Source organism: Acidovorax soli (genome assembly GCF_900107605.1).
GTDB classification, from domain to species: Bacteria; Pseudomonadota; Gammaproteobacteria; order Burkholderiales; family Burkholderiaceae_C; genus Acidovorax; species Acidovorax soli.
Map to the genome: position 1 here is coordinate 74,392 of NZ_FNQJ01000008.1, position 14,997 is coordinate 89,388.

A 14,997-nucleotide genomic window follows, 5' to 3' on the forward strand; every position below is an offset into this window, starting at 1 on the left:
TAATGTCTGGCGTCCCTTTTGCGGAGATCCCCCAGCATGCATTCCATCACCTTGCGCTTTCTGGCCAGCTGTGGCGCACCATCGCCATCCGGCCGCATCCTGGGGGGAATCGCCTTGCGCTGGGCCGACGAAGCGGCGCGCGCTGCGCAGTAAGGCGGCAAATGCCTGCTGCACCTGGCCCGATGCGGGGCCGCGATCTTCTGGCCGCGCTGGCGGTGGTGGTGCTCTGGGGCGTGAACTTCGTGGCCATGAAGTGGGGCCTGCGCAGCTTCACGCCCTTCCAGCTGGGCGCCTTGCGCTACCTGTGGGCGGCGGTGCCCCTGGTGCTGCTGGTGCGGGCGCCGCGCATGCACTGGCGCTGGGTGTTGCTGTTTGGCAGCTTCCAGGGCGTGGGGCAGTTCGGCTTCTTGTTTGTGGCACTGCAGATGGGCATGACGGCGGCGCTGGCCAGCGTGCTGCTGCAGACGCAGGTGTTCTTCACGGCGCTGTTCGGTTTTGCGGTGCTGCACGAGCGCCCCGGCCGGCCGCTGGTGCTGGGCCTCGTGCTGGCGGGGCTGGGGTTGCTGTGCTTTGCGATGAACTATGTGCAGCCGGGTGATGCCGCGGCGGGCACCACGCTGGCCGGCTTGCTGCTGACGCTGTGCGCTGCGGCCTGGTGGGCCGCGTCGAACATCGTCTCGCGCCTGGCGCAGCAAGCCTCGCCGGGCTACGACCCTTTCTCGTTCGTGGTCTGGAGCAGCCTGGTGCCGGTGCTGCCCTTCACCCTGCTGTCGCTCTGGCTGGACCCCGATGCGAGCCGCTGGCTCGATCCGGCCACCTGGGCCGCCGTGCCGCTGGTGGCCTGGCTGTCGCTGGCGTACCTGGGCTGGGCCGCCACGGTGCTGGGCTACGGGATGTGGACCACCTTGCTCAAGCGCTACCCGGCCAACCGCGTGGCACCCTTCAGCCTGGGTGTTCCGCTGGTCGGCATTGCCGCAGGCATGGGGGTGCTGGGCGAGGCCATCACGGCCTGGCAATGGGCGGGCGTGGCCTGCGTGGTGCTGGCCCTGGCGTGTGTGGTGCTGGGACCGCGGTTGGGCATAAAAAAGGCCTGAAGCGCTTATTCATCAGGCGTTTGTAGCTATTTAATCAATAGCAATCCGGTATGTTGCGCAGCGCCTCTTAGCCGCACGCCGCCTGCAGCACGGCGCGGGTGCGCAGCGCTTCGTGGCGCGCGGCGGCGGCGAAATCGTCGCCGCCCGAGGCATACAGAATGGCCCGTGACGAGTTCACGATGATGGGGCCGTTGGTGCGTCGGCCGGCGCGCACCGTGGCCACGGCATCGCCGCCCTGGGCCCCCACGCCGGGGATCAGCAGGGGCAGCGTGGGCGCAATGCTGCGCACGCGTTCGATTTCCTGGGGGTAGGTGGCGCCCACCACCAGGCCGAGCTGGCCATTGCGGTTCCAGGGGCCTTGGGCGAGGCGGGCCACATGTTCGTACAGCAGGGGCTGGCCCTCGATGCTGGCCAGGCGCTGGTTTTGCAGGTCGTCACCGCCGGGGTTGGAGGTGCGGCACAGCAGGAACGCGCCCTTGCCGTGGTAGGCCAGGTAGGGCTCGATGGAGTCGAATCCCATGAAGGGCGAGAGCGTGACGGCGTCGGCGCCATAGCGCTCGAACGCCTCCTTGGCGTATTGCTCGGCAGTCGAGCCGATGTCGCCCCGCTTGGCATCCAGGATCACCGGCACCTGGGGCGCGTTGCAGCGCATGTGCTGCATGAGGCGCTCGAGCTGGTCTTCGGCGCCGTGGGCCGCAAAGTAGGCAATCTGGGGCTTGAAGGCGCAGGCCACATCCGCCGTGCTGTCCACAATCGCGGCACAAAAATCGTAGATCTTGTGCGGGTCGCCGCGCATGCCGGTGGGAAACCGGGTGGGTTCAGGGTCCAGTCCCACGCAGAGCATCGAGTTGTTCTGGGTGGCGGCATTGCGCAGCATGTCGAGAAAGGTCATGGGCGCAATTTTAGGCGGGCCAGGCAAGGTGTAAGCGCCCAGAAAAAAGGCCGTCGCAACGGCCTTGGTTCAGTGCGCACCTCAGGACTGCGCAGCGGCCCGTTTTTCCAGGATCTCGAACGCCGGCAAGGTCTTGCCTTCGAGCACCTCCAGGAAGGCGCCACCACCGGTGGAGATGTAGCCCACCTGCTGCTCGATGCCATATTTGGCGATGGCCGCCAGGGTGTCGCCACCGCCTGCAATGCTGAACGCGGGCGATTGCGCAATGGCCTGGGCGATCTCGCGCGTGCCGTTTTCAAAGGCCGCGAACTCGAACACGCCCACGGGGCCGTTCCAGACGATGGTGCCGGCCGATTTGAGCTGGGCGGCCAGCCGCGCGGCGGTCTGGGGGCCGATGTCCAGGATCAGGTCGTCGTCGGCCACCTCGGTGGCGGCCTTGATGGTGGCGGGGGCGTCGGCGGCGAAGGTCTTGGCGGTGACCACATCGGTAGGAATCGGCACCTCGGCGCCGCGGGCCTTCATGGCGGCCATCACCGACCGGGCGGCGTCCAGCAGGTCGGGCTCGGCCAGGCTCTTGCCGATGGGCAGGCCGGCGGCCAGCATGAAGGTGTTGGCAATGCCGCCGCCCACGATCAGCTGGTCCACCTTGTCGGCCAGGCTCTGCAGGATGGTGAGCTTGGTGGACACCTTGGAGCCGGCCACGATGGCCGCCAGGGGGCGCTGGGGCTGGGCCAGGGCCTTGGTCAGGGCGTCGATTTCGGCCGACAGCAGCGGGCCGGCGCACGCCACCGGGGCGTACTGGGCGATGCCGTAGGTGGTGCCCTCGGCGCGGTGGGCCGTGCCAAAGGCGTCGTTCACGAAGATGTCGCACAGGGCGGCCAGCTTGCGGGCCAGCTCTTCCTTGTTTTTCTTTTCACCGACATTGACGCGGCAGTTTTCCAGCAGCACCACCTGCCCCGGGGCCACGGTGATGCCGTCCACCCAGTGGGCGAGCAGCGGCACGTCGCGGCCCAGCAGCTCGGACAGGCGCCGGGCCACGGGCGCCAGCGAGTCTTCGGGTTGGAACGCGCCTTCGGTGGGGCGGCCCAGGTGGCTGGTCACCATCACGGCGGCACCTGCGTCCAGCGCCATGCGGATGCACGGGATCGAGGCGCGGATGCGGGTGTCTTCGGTGATGTGGCCGGCGGCGTCCAGCGGCACGTTCAGGTCCGCACGGATGAAGACGCGCTGACCACGGACTCGGTTCTGGGCGCACAGGTCGGAAAAACGCAGGATGTTCATGGGCAAGTAGCTCGCGAAGGGGGCACGTGTAACGGGGCTGTCATTTTAGGCCCCCGCCCCGTCCTGCCCTGCTGCGGGGCCTGCCGGCCTACCAGCCCCAGCCGATGTGCAGCGGCAGGTACACCAGCATCCCCACCACGATGGTGCCCAGGATGCCGCGGCGCCAGAAATAGTAGGCCACGGCGCACAGCACGGCGGGCAGGCGCGCGTCTTTCAGTGTGGCGATGAGCGCGCCGTGCGACATGAGTATCTCGGGCGCAATGACGGCCGTGAGCGCCGCCAGCGGCGCATATTTGAGCCCGCGCTTGAGCCAGTCGGGCAGGGGCAGCTCGCGCTCGGGGATCATGAAGAACGAGCGCGTCAGCACCGTGAGCAAGGCCAGGCCGATCACCGCGACAAAGGCTTCCAGTCCATCCCAGTTCATGGATGCTGCTCCTCGCGCAATGCCACGGCGTCGCCCGCTTCGACCTGTTCGAGCCCATCGGCGGTGATCCGGCTGTTGGCCGGCACCAGCAGCACCTCGGGTTTGTGGCGGCGCCGGTCCACGGCCTCGATCAGCAGCCCCACGGTGACTGCTGCGGCAATGGCCACCAGGATGTTGAGCTTGAGCGGCAGCGCAAACGCGGCAATGGCGGCGGTGGCGGCCACCCCCGTGGCCAGCCAGGTGGCACGGTCGAACAGCAGCGACAGCAACACGCCCAGCAGCGCCAGCACACCGGCAAATCCGAGGCCCCAGGACAGCGGCACGGCGTTGGCCAGCAGGATGCCGGCAATCGACGGCACCTGCCAGGCCAGCCAGTTGGTGGCGGCGGCGCCCCAGAAATAGGGCAGCTGGTCGGGCGCAGGCTGCGGTGCCGGAAAGCGCTTCATGAAGGCCACGAAGATCACGTCGCCGCTGAAGTAGCCAATGGTCACGCGCCAGCGCCGCGGCAGGTGCGCAAAGTAGCTGCGCCACAGGCTGCTGAAGATCACGAAGCGCAGGTTCACGCACGACGCCGTGAGCCAGACCACCCACAGCGGCGCCCCGGTGGCCAGCAGCGGAATCACGGCCAGCTGGGCGCTGCCGGCATAGACCACCAGTGACATGAAAATCGCCATGGACACCGACATGCCGCTTTTGACCATGGCCACGCCCGTCACCATGGCCCAGGCGGCCAGGCCCAGCGAGGTGCCGGCCATGTCGGTGATGGCCAGGCGAAACGCCGGGTGGCGCAGGGTCTGGCGGACCGACGCGATGCTCATGGGCCCGTGGACGCGATCGCTGGCGCGGGAGGCTCGGCCCCCAGCACCATGCCGGGTTGCAGCGGGAAGCCGCGCAGGAACTCGGAGGCGGGCAAGCGCTTGCCGCCGGACCGCTGCAGGCTGGTCAGGCGCAGGGCGCCTTCGCCGCAGGCCACCAGCACGCCGGTGTTGTCTACGGACAAGATCTGGCCGTAGCGCTTGTCCGGTGTGCTCTGATGGCTATGGAGTTCATAGTCCCAGAGTTTGATGGTCTCGGTGCCCAGTGTGGTGCTTGCCCCGGGAAAAGGGTTGAAGGCCCGGATCTGCCGGCCGATCACCTCGGCCGGCAGCGACCAGTCCACCGTGCTTTCGGATTTTTCGATCTTGTGGGCATAGGTCACGCCCTGCGCCGGCTGCGCCACCGGCTGCAGGCCGCCGCAGGCCGCCAGCTCCAGGGCCTCCACGATCAGCCGGCCGCCCATGTGGGCCAGCCGGTCGTGCAGCGAGGCCGTGGTGTCGCGGGGGGTGATGGCCAGCTTTTCGGTCAGCAGCATGGCGCCCGTGTCCAGGCCCGCATCCATCTGCATGATGGTGACGCCCGTCTCGGCATCGCCCGCTTGAATGGCGCGGTGGATGGGGGCGGCGCCGCGCCAGCGTGGCAGCAGGCTGGCGTGGATGTTCAGGCAACCCAGGCCCCTGGCCCCCACGCTCCCCGAGGGGGCCTTCGCGCCTTCGGGCGGCCAGGCGGCGCTCATGGCATCCAGCACCCACTGCGGCAGGATCAGGCCGTAGGCGGCCACCACCATTACATCGGCCTGGGCGGCCTGCAAGGCGTCGCGTGCAGCAGCGGCGTCTTCTGGAAATTTGCCATCCAGGCGCAGGCTGCGGGGCTGGGCCACCGCAATGCCATGCTCCAGTGCGCATTGCTTGACGGGCGAGGCCTGCAGTTTCATGCCCCGGCCCGCGGGACGGTCGGGCTGGGTGAGGACAAGGGGGACGGTGAATCCGGCGTCCAGCAGGCGTTGCAAGGCAATGCGGGCGAATTCGGGGGTTCCGGCAAAGATGATGTTCATGAAGGAATGTCGGGCGATCGCTCTCAGGGGTTCCGGTCATCGCCCACGGGCTGGTCGTCGGTGAAGAGCAGCTGGCGTACCGTGCCCGCGTGGTCGATGTGGATGTGCGCCATGCGCGGTTCGTAGTCGTCCATGAACCGGTAGGTCCAGACATCGCCATCAAAGCGGGCCACCCGCTCGATCAGCATCGGCGGGCCGAAGCTGCGCTCGACGTCGGCCGCGGTCCATGCGTTGAGTGCAATGCCCGAGAAGCGGGCGAAGGTGAGGGTCTGCTCGACGCGCTGAAGGCGTCCGGCGGCATCGAAGTCCAGGTGGAACACCTGGCGGCCCGCTGGCAGAGTGGAGTAAAGCAGGCGTTCTGCCCCGCCTTCCAGGGCGGTCGCACTGGAGGGCGGACCCAGCCGCGACAGCACTTCGGCGCGGGTGGCCCCGGGTTTTTCCCGGTCCGGCGAGGCACAGGCCGACAGCAGTCCCACCAGAACCAGCGCACCGGCGCCGATGCCAAGGCGGCGCAGTGCGTTGGTACTCACTCGCGTGCTTCTCTTTGCTGTTTGAGCATCTTCGTCTTGATGCGGTTGCGCTTGAGCGGCGAGAGGTATTCCACGAACACCTTGCCCATGAGGTGGTCCATCTCATGCTGCATGCAGACGGCCAGCAGGCCTTCGGCTTCGAGGGTGCGCGACTGCCCCTGCGCATCCAGCGCCCGCACATGCACGGCCGCCGCGCGTTCCACGCCGTCGTAGATGCCAGGCACCGAAAGGCAGCCCTCGTCGCCCACATGCTTTTCCGGGCTGGCCCAGACGATCTCCGGATTGATCAGCACCAGCGGCTCGTTGCGCTCCTCGGAGACATCGATGACCACGATGCGCTCGTGCACGTCGATCTGCGTGGCTGCCAGGCCGATGCCGTGGGCGTCGTACATGGTGGCGAGCATGTCCGCAACCAGCGCCTGGACACGGGCGTCCACTGCCTGGACCGGCTGAGCGACCTTGTGAAGACGGGGGTCCGGATAACAGAGAATGGGAAGAATTGCCATGAATGAAGGTGAAAGCTGTCGCTATTTTCGCCACTTTTGCCCCGCGCTGCAGCCGCCTGGTGCATTATTCGTTGCCCAATCAAGGGCTTGAGCAGAAAATCTCAGACGGTTTGTAACGTATCTGCCCGGCGGCTTGCATTGGGCAATCGATCGCGGCGCCAGTGAGGGGGCGTTTCACAATGCATCAAAAAAGGAACAACATGACGGCATTCACCAGCGTGCGGCGAACCGCCCTGGGTGCGTTGACAGTAATTGCCGGCGCTTTGCTTGCCGTGCCGGTTCACGCGCAGAACTATCCTGTTTCGAGCGGCCAGCGTGCCACGGCGCAACAGGTGGCCGAACGTGGCGTTCCTCTTTCCGAGCTGGCACCCGGGGCTCCTGACACCTATGTGGTGAAACGCGGAGACACGCTCTGGGGTATTTCGGGGATGTACCTCCAGCGCCCATGGCGCTGGCCCGAGCTGTGGGGCATGAACCTCCAGGCCCTGCCCAATCCCCATCTGATCTTTCCGGGCCAGACGCTCCATCTTGAAAAGAACGGCGGCTATGCGCGCCTGCGCACCAGCGCCCGCGGCGCGCCTGACACGGTGCGGGTGTCACCCCGCACGCGCAGCGACAGCCTGGCCGATACCGCCCTGCCCACACTCAAGCCGCACCTCATCGAGCCTTTCCTGGTGGAGCCGCTGGTGGTGGACGCCGAGGTGCTCCAGCGTGCGCCGCGCATCGTGGCCACCGTGGACGAGCGCGTGCTGATGGCCGACGGCGACCGTGCCTATGCCCGGGGCGATGAATCCAGCCCGCTGCGGATGGAGGCCGGTGCATCCCGCCACTACCGGGTGTTCCGGGATGCCATTGCCCTCAAGGACCCCTTGACGGGTGAAATCCTGGGTTACGAAGCGCAATATGTCGGCAAGGCAGAGCTGGTGCGTGGCGAGTCGGTGGAAGAATCGGCCAATGGCAAGGGCGGCATTGCGTATGACTACGTGCCCGCCACCGTGGCGCTGTCTGCGACCAAGGAAGAGGTTCGTGCGGGAGACCGGCTGCTGCCAGCGCCTGCGCGCGCTTTCGTCAGCTATACGCCACGCGCACCCCAGGTGGAGGTCGATGCGCGGGTGGTCTCGATTTATGGCGGCAACTCGGTGACCTACGCCGCACAGAACCAGGTCATTGCCATCAACCGGGGCACGAAGGACGGCATGGAAGCCGGCCAGGTGCTTCACATCATGACCAAGGGTGATCGCCTCAAGGACAGCACCGATGCCGCGAAGACGGTGATCAAGCTGCCCAGCGAGCGCAATGGCCATGTGATGGTGTTCCGCACCTTTGACCGGGTTTCCTATGCGTTGATTCTGGAAATCCGCACCGGCGTGCGGGTGGGTGACCGTCTGGTCAATCCCGAATAAGGAGGGCGCCGGTGGCCATGCTGCGGCCTCGGTGTCCCGTGTGTTTCCTCTGTCCTGACCATGGACATCGATGAACTCTCCGGCTGGCTGCGCCTGACGCTGACACCGGGCGTCGGCAACAGCACGGCCCGCCGCCTCCTGGCGGCTTTTGGTCTTCCTGCCGCCATTTTTCAGCAATCCGAGGGGGCGCTGGGGCAGTGCGTCACGCCCGTGCAGGCCCGGGCCCTGAGCCAGGTTCCCGAGGGCCTGGCGCCGCAACTGGAGACCACCTGGGCCTGGCTTCAGGGGCCGGCGCCAGACGGGACTGAGCGGGTGTTCCTGACCCTGGGCGATGCGCGTTACCCAGAGGCCCTGCTCGACACAGAAGACCCTCCGCTGGTGCTGTATGGCATCGGACCTGCGGCGTTGTGGGCCGCCCGGCCTTTTTCCACCGGGCATTGTCTGGCCATCGTGGGCAGCCGCAATCCCACGGCCCAGGGGGCGGACAACGCACGGCAGTTTGCGCGTGCGCTGCATGCGGCGGGGCTGACCATCGTGTCTGGGCTGGCGCTGGGGGTGGATGCTGCGGCCCATGAGGGGGCGCTGGACAGCGCAATGGCAGATGCCACATTCCCCGCCACGATTGCGGTGGTCGGCACCGGGCTTGACAGGGTGTACCCCCGCCAGAATCTGGGGCTGGCACGGCGCATCGCCGCACACGGCCTGCTGATCAGCGAATACCCCCTGGGCACACCGCCGCTGGCGCCCAATTTTCCCAAGCGCAACCGCATCATTGCAGGGCTTTCGCAGGGAACGCTGGTCGTGGAAGCGGCACTGGCATCGGGTTCGCTGATCACGGCCCGGCTGGCGGTGGAGCAGGGCCGTGAAGTGTTCGCCATTCCGGGCTCCATCCATGCACCCCAGTCGCGCGGATGCCATTCCCTGATTCGGCAGGGCGCCAAGTTGGTGGAGTCGGTGCAGGATGTGCTGGAAGAACTCCACTTTCCCGCTGCATCGGCGCCACCACTGCCGGCTTCTCCTGGGACGGCGCCCGCCCATCCGCCCGAAAGCGCATTGCTGCAGGCGATGGGGTTCGATCCGGTGGGGCTCGATGCACTGATGGCGCGCACGGGCATGGACACCGCCGCCATGCAGGTCGAGCTGCTGGAGCTGGAGCTGGCCGGTGCCGTGGCCCGGCTGCCGGGCGGTTTGTTTCAGCGCATGGGCAGCGCCTGAGCGGCCCTGCGCTGCCGGCCGGGGTGCCTCAGCCCAGCAGCCGCTCCGGATTGGCGTCCAGCTTGGCCAGCGCGTCGCGCGTGGCGCGCAAGGTCAGGCCTTCCTCGTCCTGCGCCACCAGCAGCCCGGACTGCAGGTAGGCCGCCAGCCGGCGCAGCTGGATGAGGTAGCTGCTGCCGTCCGTGGCAGCGAAGAGGTGCAATTGCTTGCGCTGGCTCTGCCAGGCGTACTGCACCTGGGCCGAAGCCCCGTTGTGGTCCAGTGTGAACCACGCACCGCGCTGCAGTTCCTGGGCCCACGCCACCATGGCATCGTCCACCGGGGCGCCGTTGTCGGCAATCACGTGGATGGAGGAGGCGTCGATGCCGAGCATCATTTCGATGCTGTCGGCATTGAACGGCATGTCTCCCAGCGTGGCATCCCCGATGAAGTCTTCCAGGTTGGCCAGACGCTTGGCCATGGCGTCGATGTGGGCCTGCGGAATGGACGCGGTCTTGGACAGGAAGGCATCGGCCAGGGTATCGGTCAGCACCTTGATCTGGGCATCCTGGGCGGCTCCCTGGACCCCCATCAATACCAGGCCCTGGCGCAGGCGCTGCAGCAGGCCCGGAAGGCTCTGGATGACCTGTGCCCGTTCGCTGCGATGGGGTTTGGCACTGGCAGCCCACACCAGATCGGCGGCCGTGCGCTTGAATGTGATGGTGTCGGCGTGCTGTGGGCCCTCGCGCACTGCCGAGAGGGCCAGCACCTCGGCCCAGGTCTTGAAGAGGAATTCCCGAATCTCGTCGCGCACCGGCATGTCGCGCAGCATGGTGCGCAGCTCGATCGTGTACTGGATGGCCAGCGTTTCCTTCTGTTCCACCTGCTGGGCCACGCTGACAAGGTGCGAGGTGGCCTGCTTTTCGGTCAGGAACTTCGACAGGAAGTTCTCGAATTCGTCGTACACCAGCTGAAAGACCCGGCGCCCGGTCTCGGGATACTGTTCGATCACCTGCACCACGCGGCGAATTTCGGCTTCCAGTGCGCTGCCATTGATGGTGGTGGCATCAAATCCCATGACGCACGCGCCCATGCGGTCGATGAGCTGGCGTGCAGGATGAGCGCTGTTGCTGAAGAATTCCGGTTCGGCCAGCGCCACGCGCAGCACCGGAACCTGCAGGCGCGCGAACCACACGCGCACGGCGGGGGGAATGCGGTCCTCGGCCAGAATGCTCTGGAACATCAGCGCCACCACCTCGATGATGGCCTTCTCTCCTGCCGTCGAGGCTTTTTTCTTCAACTCGGTGGATCGCTCCCGGACTGCGCCCGCCAGCTGGACCACCGCGGCGGGGCTGTAGTCTTCGATGCGCGTGGCGACACCGTTGTAATAGGTGTCCGCCTGGACGCGGTGGGCCGTGAGGGCATGCGCCAGCGCCGCCGATGCGGGCGGCGCATGGACCAGGTCAATGCCGGTGGCGGGCTGCGTGAGCAGCCGCCGCAGCTGGCCCATGATGCCCTGTGCCCGCAGGCGTGCACGCGACAGTGGCGTCATGCCCGTGGCGAAGGCCGTTCCCATGCCCTGGGGCTGGGACTGCCTCGGTGGCGCTGCGTGCGCTGCGGCCATGGCCCCCCGCGTTTGCGCCAGTGCCTGCGATGCCAGTCCACCCGCTCCGCCATCGCTGCCGGCCATTGCACCGCCGTCGGTCCGACGCACGCGCGCCCGCAGGTTGTTTTGCGGGGTGATGCCCTGCTCCACATAGAACACGTTCACAGCCTGGTACTGCTTTTGCAGCAGGTTGGCCAGGTCGCGCTGCAGAGGGTCCACCACGGTCAGCAGATCCGTGCGCTGCAGGCCCGCATCGCACCATTGCTCGACGACGATCAGGCATACGGCCTCGGGGCGCAGGATGTCATTGCTGTCGAGGTCCTGGCCTTCCAGCGACTGGGTTCGCTGGCGTACCGTGTCGAACTGCTGGCTGACCTGTTCGGTGATCGTGAGCGCCATGCGCGAGGCAGCGATCTTGTTCTCCACCACATCGTCGCTGAGCAACTCGAACTGCGCGCCAGTGGTCCGGCTGTCGCGCGTCGCGCTGACAGGGGGAACCAGTGCATCGCGCAGGGCCTTGACCATGCGCGCCAGCCAGTCGCCGTGGTGCTGCTGGTACAGCAGCCAGGCATCGCGCCGCGACTGCATCTCGCGCTGCGTGCCGGTCTGGGACATCAGCTGGGTCAGGAAATCCAGAACCGCCTGGTCCACATCAGGCAACCCGGCGCAGACTCCTTCCACAAACTTCTGGCGCGCCTGGCGGGCCAGTCGACGCTGCGGAGGAGAAGGGGGGGGGGCAGCCATGCGTCAATGCTAGCGTGTCAGACCGTGGCCCCGGCGTTGGGATCGTTCGGATCCTCGTTCTCTTTCCTGGCTGTCTTGACCAGGTCTTCCCGCTTCACGCCCAGCCACATGGCAATGGCGGCGGCCACGAACACCGACGAGTAAATGCCGAACAGGATGCCGATGGTGAGCGCCAGCGCAAAGTTGTGCAGGCTGGGTCCACCAAAGAAGAACATCGACAGCACCATCGCTTCCGTCGATGCGTGGGTGATGATGGTGCGGCTCATGGTGCTGGTGATCGCGTGGTCGATCACCTCGTGCGTGTTCATCTTGCGGTATTTGCGGAAGGCCTCGCGGATCCGGTCGAAGATCACCACCGACTCGTTGACCGAGTAGCCCAGCACCGCCAGCACGGCCGCCAGCACCGATAGCGAAAACTCCCATTGGAAGAATGCGAAGAAACCCAGGATGATCACCACATCGTGCAGGTTGGCAATGATGGCGGCCACGCCGAACTTCCACTCGAAGCGAAAAGCGAGGTAAACCACGATGCCCACCACCACCATGGCCAGCGCCATGAGGCCACCGTGCACCAGCTCTTCGCCCACCTGCGGGCCGACAAACTCGGTGCGCCGCAGCGTGACGGCCGGATCAGCCGTCTTCAGCGCCGCAATGACCTGCTCGCTCTGCTGGGCAGAGGTCACCCCCTTTTGCACGGGCAGGCGGATCATCACGTCGCGCGCGGTGCCGAAGTTCTGCACCTGCACGTCGGGGTAGCCCAGGCCGGAGACCGTCTCGCGCACCTTGGCCAGTTCTGCCGGCTGGCTGTATGCCACCTCCATCACCGTGCCGCCGGTGAACTCCACCGACAGGTGCAGGCCGCGCGTGATCAGGAAGAACACGGCCAGCGCAAAGGTGATGAAGGAGATCGCGTTGAAAACCAACGCGTGCTTCATGAAGGGGATGTCTTTTCTGATGCGGAAAAACTCCATGATTTTTATTCCTTGGTTGGAGTTTTCAGAGGAAGCTCATAGGCGCGCAGCGCATGTGATGCTGGAACGAAGAATTCCATGGTCTTCCTCCTTTAGTTGGTCTTGGCCACGGCGGAGTCGGCGTCTGCTTTCCAGACCTGTCCGATCGACACGCTCTTGAGCTTTTTCTGGCGGCCATACCAGAGGTTCACCACGCCGCGCGAGAAGAAAACGGCCGAGAACATGCTGGTCAGGATGCCGATGGTGTGCACCACGGCAAAACCGCGCACGGGTCCCGAGCCAAACGCCAGCAACGCCAGACCGACGACCAGCGTGGTCACGTTGGAGTCCAGAATGGTCGCCCAGGCGCGTTCGTAACCCGCGTGGATGGCCGCCTGGGGCGACATGCCGTCGCGCAGCTCCTCGCGGATGCGCTCGTTGATCAGTACGTTCGAGTCGATCGCCACACCCAGCGCCAGCGCCATGGCGGCAATGCCGGGCAGCGTCAGCGTGGCTTGCAGCATCGACAGGATGGCCAGCAGCAGCAGCACGTTCACCGAGAGCGCCAGCGTGGAAAACACGCCAAACAACCGGTAATACACGCACATGAAGGCGGCCACGGCCACCATGCCCCAGACCACGCTGTGGATGCCGCGCTCGATGTTGTCGGCGCCCAGGCTCGGGCCGATGGTGAATTCCTCGATGATCTCCATGGGCGCGGCCAGCGAGCCGGCGCGCAGCAGCAGCGCGGTGTCGTTGGCCTCGGCCGTGGTCATGCGGCCGGAGATCTGCACGCGGCCGCCGCCGATTTCGGAGCGGATCACGGGGGCCGTGACCACCTCGCCCTTGCCCTTTTCAAACAGCACGATGGCCATGCGCTTGCCGATGTTTTCGCGCGTGATGTCGCGGAAGATGCGCGAGCCCTTGGCATCGAGCGTGAGGTTCACGGTGGGTTCCTGGGTCTGCCCATCGAAGCCGGGCTGGGCGTCGGTCAGGTTCTCGCCGGTCAGGATGACCTGCTTTTTCACGATGACAGGCTGGCCGTTGCGTTCCAGGTAGCGCTCGGAGCCAAACGGCACCGGGCCCCGGCCGGCTTCTGCAGCGCGCGCTTCGGTGCCTTCGTCCACCAGGCGCACCTCCAGCGTGGCGGTGCGTCCCAGGATGTCCTTGGCCTTGGCCGTGTCCTGCACGCCGGGCAGCTGCACCACGATGCGGTCCAGGCCCTGCTGCTGGATCACGGGTTCGGCCACGCCGAGTTCGTTGATCCGGTTGTGCAGGGTGACGATGTTCTGCTTGAGCGCCTGTTCCTGCACACGGCGCGTGGCCTCGGGCTTGATGGTGGCGCGCAGCCTGAATTCGCTGCCCTCGGGCGTGCTGACGGTCTGCAGGTCGGGGAACTGGTCGGAGATCAGGTTGCGGGTTGCCGTCTGCGTGGCTTCGTCGCGCACCTTGATGTCGATGGTCTGGCTGTCGCGGCTGATGCCGCCGTGGCGGATGTTCTTGTCACGCAGCGCGGTGCGGATGTCGCCCGCATAGGACTCGGCCTTCTTGGTCAGCGCGGCCTGCATGTCCACCTGCAGCATGAAGTGCACGCCACCGCGCAGGTCCAGCCCCAGGTACATGGGGCGCGCATGCAGGGCCGTGAGCCAGGCCGGTGAGCGCGACACCAGGTTCAGCGCCACGATGTACGAGGGATTGGCGGGGTCGGGCACCAGGGCCTTCTGGATCGCGTCCCGGGCCTTGAGCTGGGTGTCGGGGGTGTCCACGCGTGCGCGCACCGAGCCGCCTTCGAGCGTCACGAGGTCGGGGGTGACGCCCGCCTCCTTGAGCACCTCCTCCACGCGCTGCTGCACGGCCGCATCCACCTTGACGGTGGCCTTGGCGGACGAAACCTGCACAGCAGGTGCTTCGCCGAAGAAATTGGGCAGGGTGTACAAGGCACCTACCAGCAGCACGATCACCAGGATCGCGTACTTCCAGACCGGGTAACGGTTCATGATCGCGCTCTACTCAGTTGTCCATGGCGCATGGCGCCAACCCCTGCCAGGGATGCCGTGGGACTGGCTTGGCCAGGCCATCGGCATCGTCCCCCTTCGCGCGCATTGCGCGCGAGAAGGGGGAAGCGGCGCAGCCGCTCAGGGGAATGTGCATCTTTACTTGACCGTGCCCTTGGGCAGCACCTGTGCCACGGCGCTGCGCTGGATCTGCACTTCCACGCCGCTGGCGATCTCGATGTGCAGGAAACCTTCGGACAGGCGCGTGACCTTGCCGATGATGCCGCCGGCCGTGGCCACTTCGTCGCCCTTGGCAATGGCGTCGATCATGGCGCGGTGCTCCTTCTGGCGCTTCATCTGGGGGCGGATCATGACGAAATACAGCACCACGAACATCAGCACCAGGGGCAGCATGCCCGTGAGCGAGGACATGATGTCACCGCCACCCGTGGCGGCAGCAGGAGCGGTCTGGGCAAAAGCAGAAGAAATAAACACGGACAGGACTCCAC

14 protein-coding genes are annotated in these 14,997 nt (G+C 66.5%); 3 read left to right on the forward strand and 11 right to left on the reverse strand.

Annotated elements, in window-relative coordinates; all coding sequences use genetic code 11:
• The first annotated feature begins 161 nt into the window (after positions 1-161).
• Positions 162-1,094: an EamA family transporter gene (locus tag BLW02_RS08105; protein ID WP_092697845.1), complete on the forward strand. Its 933-nt coding sequence runs from the start codon at positions 162-164 to the stop codon at positions 1,092-1,094.
• A gap of 67 nt (positions 1,095-1,161) precedes the next feature.
• On the opposite strand, the gene pyrF is transcribed toward BLW02_RS08105, so the two are convergent.
• The 7 genes from pyrF to def form a co-directional block, all read right to left on the reverse strand.
• Entirely contained in the window at positions 1,162-1,986 is an 825-nt protein-coding gene (gene pyrF, locus BLW02_RS08110; protein ID WP_092697846.1) for an orotidine-5'-phosphate decarboxylase, read from the reverse strand.
• Positions 1,987-2,067: 81 nt separating this feature from the next.
• Positions 2,068-3,267: a phosphoglycerate kinase gene (locus BLW02_RS08115; protein ID WP_092697847.1), complete on the reverse strand. Its 1,200-nt coding sequence runs from the start codon at positions 3,265-3,267 to the stop codon at positions 2,068-2,070.
• Positions 3,268-3,355: 88 nt separating this feature from the next.
• On the reverse strand, positions 3,356-3,691 hold the full coding sequence (locus BLW02_RS08120; RefSeq protein ID WP_092697848.1) for an AzlD domain-containing protein: 336 nt from the start codon (positions 3,689-3,691) through the stop codon (positions 3,356-3,358).
• A complete protein-coding gene (locus BLW02_RS08125) occupies positions 3,688-4,509 on the reverse strand; it encodes an AzlC family ABC transporter permease (protein WP_092697849.1) in 822 nt (273 codons plus the stop codon). Before BLW02_RS08125 ends, BLW02_RS08120 begins: the two co-directional genes overlap by 4 nt.
• A complete protein-coding gene (locus tag BLW02_RS08130; protein WP_092697850.1) occupies positions 4,506-5,561 on the reverse strand; it encodes a methionyl-tRNA formyltransferase in 1,056 nt (351 codons plus the stop codon). The genes BLW02_RS08125 and BLW02_RS08130 overlap by 4 nt, the downstream gene beginning before the upstream one ends.
• A gap of 23 nt (positions 5,562-5,584) precedes the next feature.
• Entirely contained in the window at positions 5,585-6,091 is a 507-nt protein-coding gene (locus tag BLW02_RS08135) for a hypothetical protein (RefSeq protein WP_244273648.1), read from the reverse strand.
• Positions 6,088-6,597 carry a peptide deformylase gene (gene def / locus BLW02_RS08140; protein ID WP_092697851.1) on the reverse strand — a complete coding sequence of 170 codons (510 nt, stop codon included), beginning with the start codon at positions 6,595-6,597 and terminating at the stop codon, positions 6,088-6,090. The genes BLW02_RS08135 and def overlap by 4 nt, the downstream gene beginning before the upstream one ends.
• A gap of 200 nt (positions 6,598-6,797) precedes the next feature.
• Here def and BLW02_RS08145 point away from each other — a divergent pair, with 200 nt between their 5' ends.
• Both BLW02_RS08145 and dprA read left to right on the forward strand, forming a co-directional pair.
• Positions 6,798-8,000 carry a LysM peptidoglycan-binding domain-containing protein gene (locus BLW02_RS08145; protein ID WP_092697852.1) on the forward strand — a complete coding sequence of 401 codons (1,203 nt, stop codon included), beginning with the start codon at positions 6,798-6,800 and terminating at the stop codon, positions 7,998-8,000.
• Between the two features lie 60 nt (positions 8,001-8,060).
• Positions 8,061-9,215, forward strand: coding sequence for a DNA-processing protein DprA (gene dprA, locus BLW02_RS08150; protein WP_092697853.1), 1,155 nt, complete (start codon positions 8,061-8,063; stop codon positions 9,213-9,215).
• Between the two features lie 28 nt (positions 9,216-9,243).
• On the opposite strand, the gene BLW02_RS08155 is transcribed toward dprA, so the two are convergent.
• The 4 genes from BLW02_RS08155 to yajC all read right to left on the reverse strand — a co-directional run bounded on the left by BLW02_RS08155 (position 9,244) and on the right by yajC (position 14,983).
• Positions 9,244-11,544, reverse strand: coding sequence for a DUF1631 domain-containing protein (locus BLW02_RS08155; protein WP_092697854.1), 2,301 nt, complete (start codon positions 11,542-11,544; stop codon positions 9,244-9,246).
• Positions 11,545-11,561: 17 nt separating this feature from the next.
• Positions 11,562-12,515 carry a protein translocase subunit SecF gene (gene secF / locus BLW02_RS08160; RefSeq protein WP_026435551.1) on the reverse strand — a complete coding sequence of 318 codons (954 nt, stop codon included), beginning with the start codon at positions 12,513-12,515 and terminating at the stop codon, positions 11,562-11,564.
• Positions 12,516-12,607: 92 nt separating this feature from the next.
• Complete coding sequence (secD, locus tag BLW02_RS08165) at positions 12,608-14,491, reverse strand: protein translocase subunit SecD (RefSeq protein WP_092697855.1); 1,884 nt, start codon at positions 14,489-14,491, stop codon at positions 12,608-12,610.
• Positions 14,492-14,647: 156 nt separating this feature from the next.
• The gene (gene yajC / locus BLW02_RS08170) at positions 14,648-14,983 is read right to left on the reverse strand and encodes a preprotein translocase subunit YajC (RefSeq protein ID WP_026435549.1); all 336 of its coding nucleotides are present in this window, start codon (positions 14,981-14,983) and stop codon (positions 14,648-14,650) included.
• Between the last annotated feature and the right edge of the window lie 14 nt (positions 14,984-14,997).

Excerpts from the sequence above, each read along its gene's own strand:
- BLW02_RS08155 (WP_092697854.1), bottom strand. The coding sequence starts at position 11,544 with ATGGCTGCCCCCCCCCCTTCTCCTCCGCAGCGTCGACTGGCCCGCCAG.
- secD (WP_092697855.1), bottom strand. The coding sequence starts at position 14,491 with ATGAACCGTTACCCGGTCTGGAAGTACGCGATCCTGGTGATCGTGCTG.
- BLW02_RS08115 (WP_092697847.1), bottom strand. The coding sequence starts at position 3,267 with ATGAACATCCTGCGTTTTTCCGACCTGTGCGCCCAGAACCGAGTCCGT.
- pyrF (WP_092697846.1), bottom strand. The coding sequence starts at position 1,986 with ATGACCTTTCTCGACATGCTGCGCAATGCCGCCACCCAGAACAACTCG.
- secF (WP_026435551.1), bottom strand. The coding sequence starts at position 12,515 with ATGGAGTTTTTCCGCATCAGAAAAGACATCCCCTTCATGAAGCACGCG.
- BLW02_RS08120 (WP_092697848.1), bottom strand. The coding sequence starts at position 3,691 with ATGAACTGGGATGGACTGGAAGCCTTTGTCGCGGTGATCGGCCTGGCC.
- BLW02_RS08145 (WP_092697852.1), top strand. The coding sequence starts at position 6,798 with ATGACGGCATTCACCAGCGTGCGGCGAACCGCCCTGGGTGCGTTGACA.
- BLW02_RS08130 (WP_092697850.1), bottom strand. The coding sequence starts at position 5,561 with ATGAACATCATCTTTGCCGGAACCCCCGAATTCGCCCGCATTGCCTTG.
- def (WP_092697851.1), bottom strand. The coding sequence starts at position 6,597 with ATGGCAATTCTTCCCATTCTCTGTTATCCGGACCCCCGTCTTCACAAG.
- BLW02_RS08105 (WP_092697845.1), top strand. The coding sequence starts at position 162 with ATGCCTGCTGCACCTGGCCCGATGCGGGGCCGCGATCTTCTGGCCGCG.
- dprA (WP_092697853.1), top strand. The coding sequence starts at position 8,061 with ATGGACATCGATGAACTCTCCGGCTGGCTGCGCCTGACGCTGACACCG.
- BLW02_RS08125 (WP_092697849.1), bottom strand. The coding sequence starts at position 4,509 with ATGAGCATCGCGTCGGTCCGCCAGACCCTGCGCCACCCGGCGTTTCGC.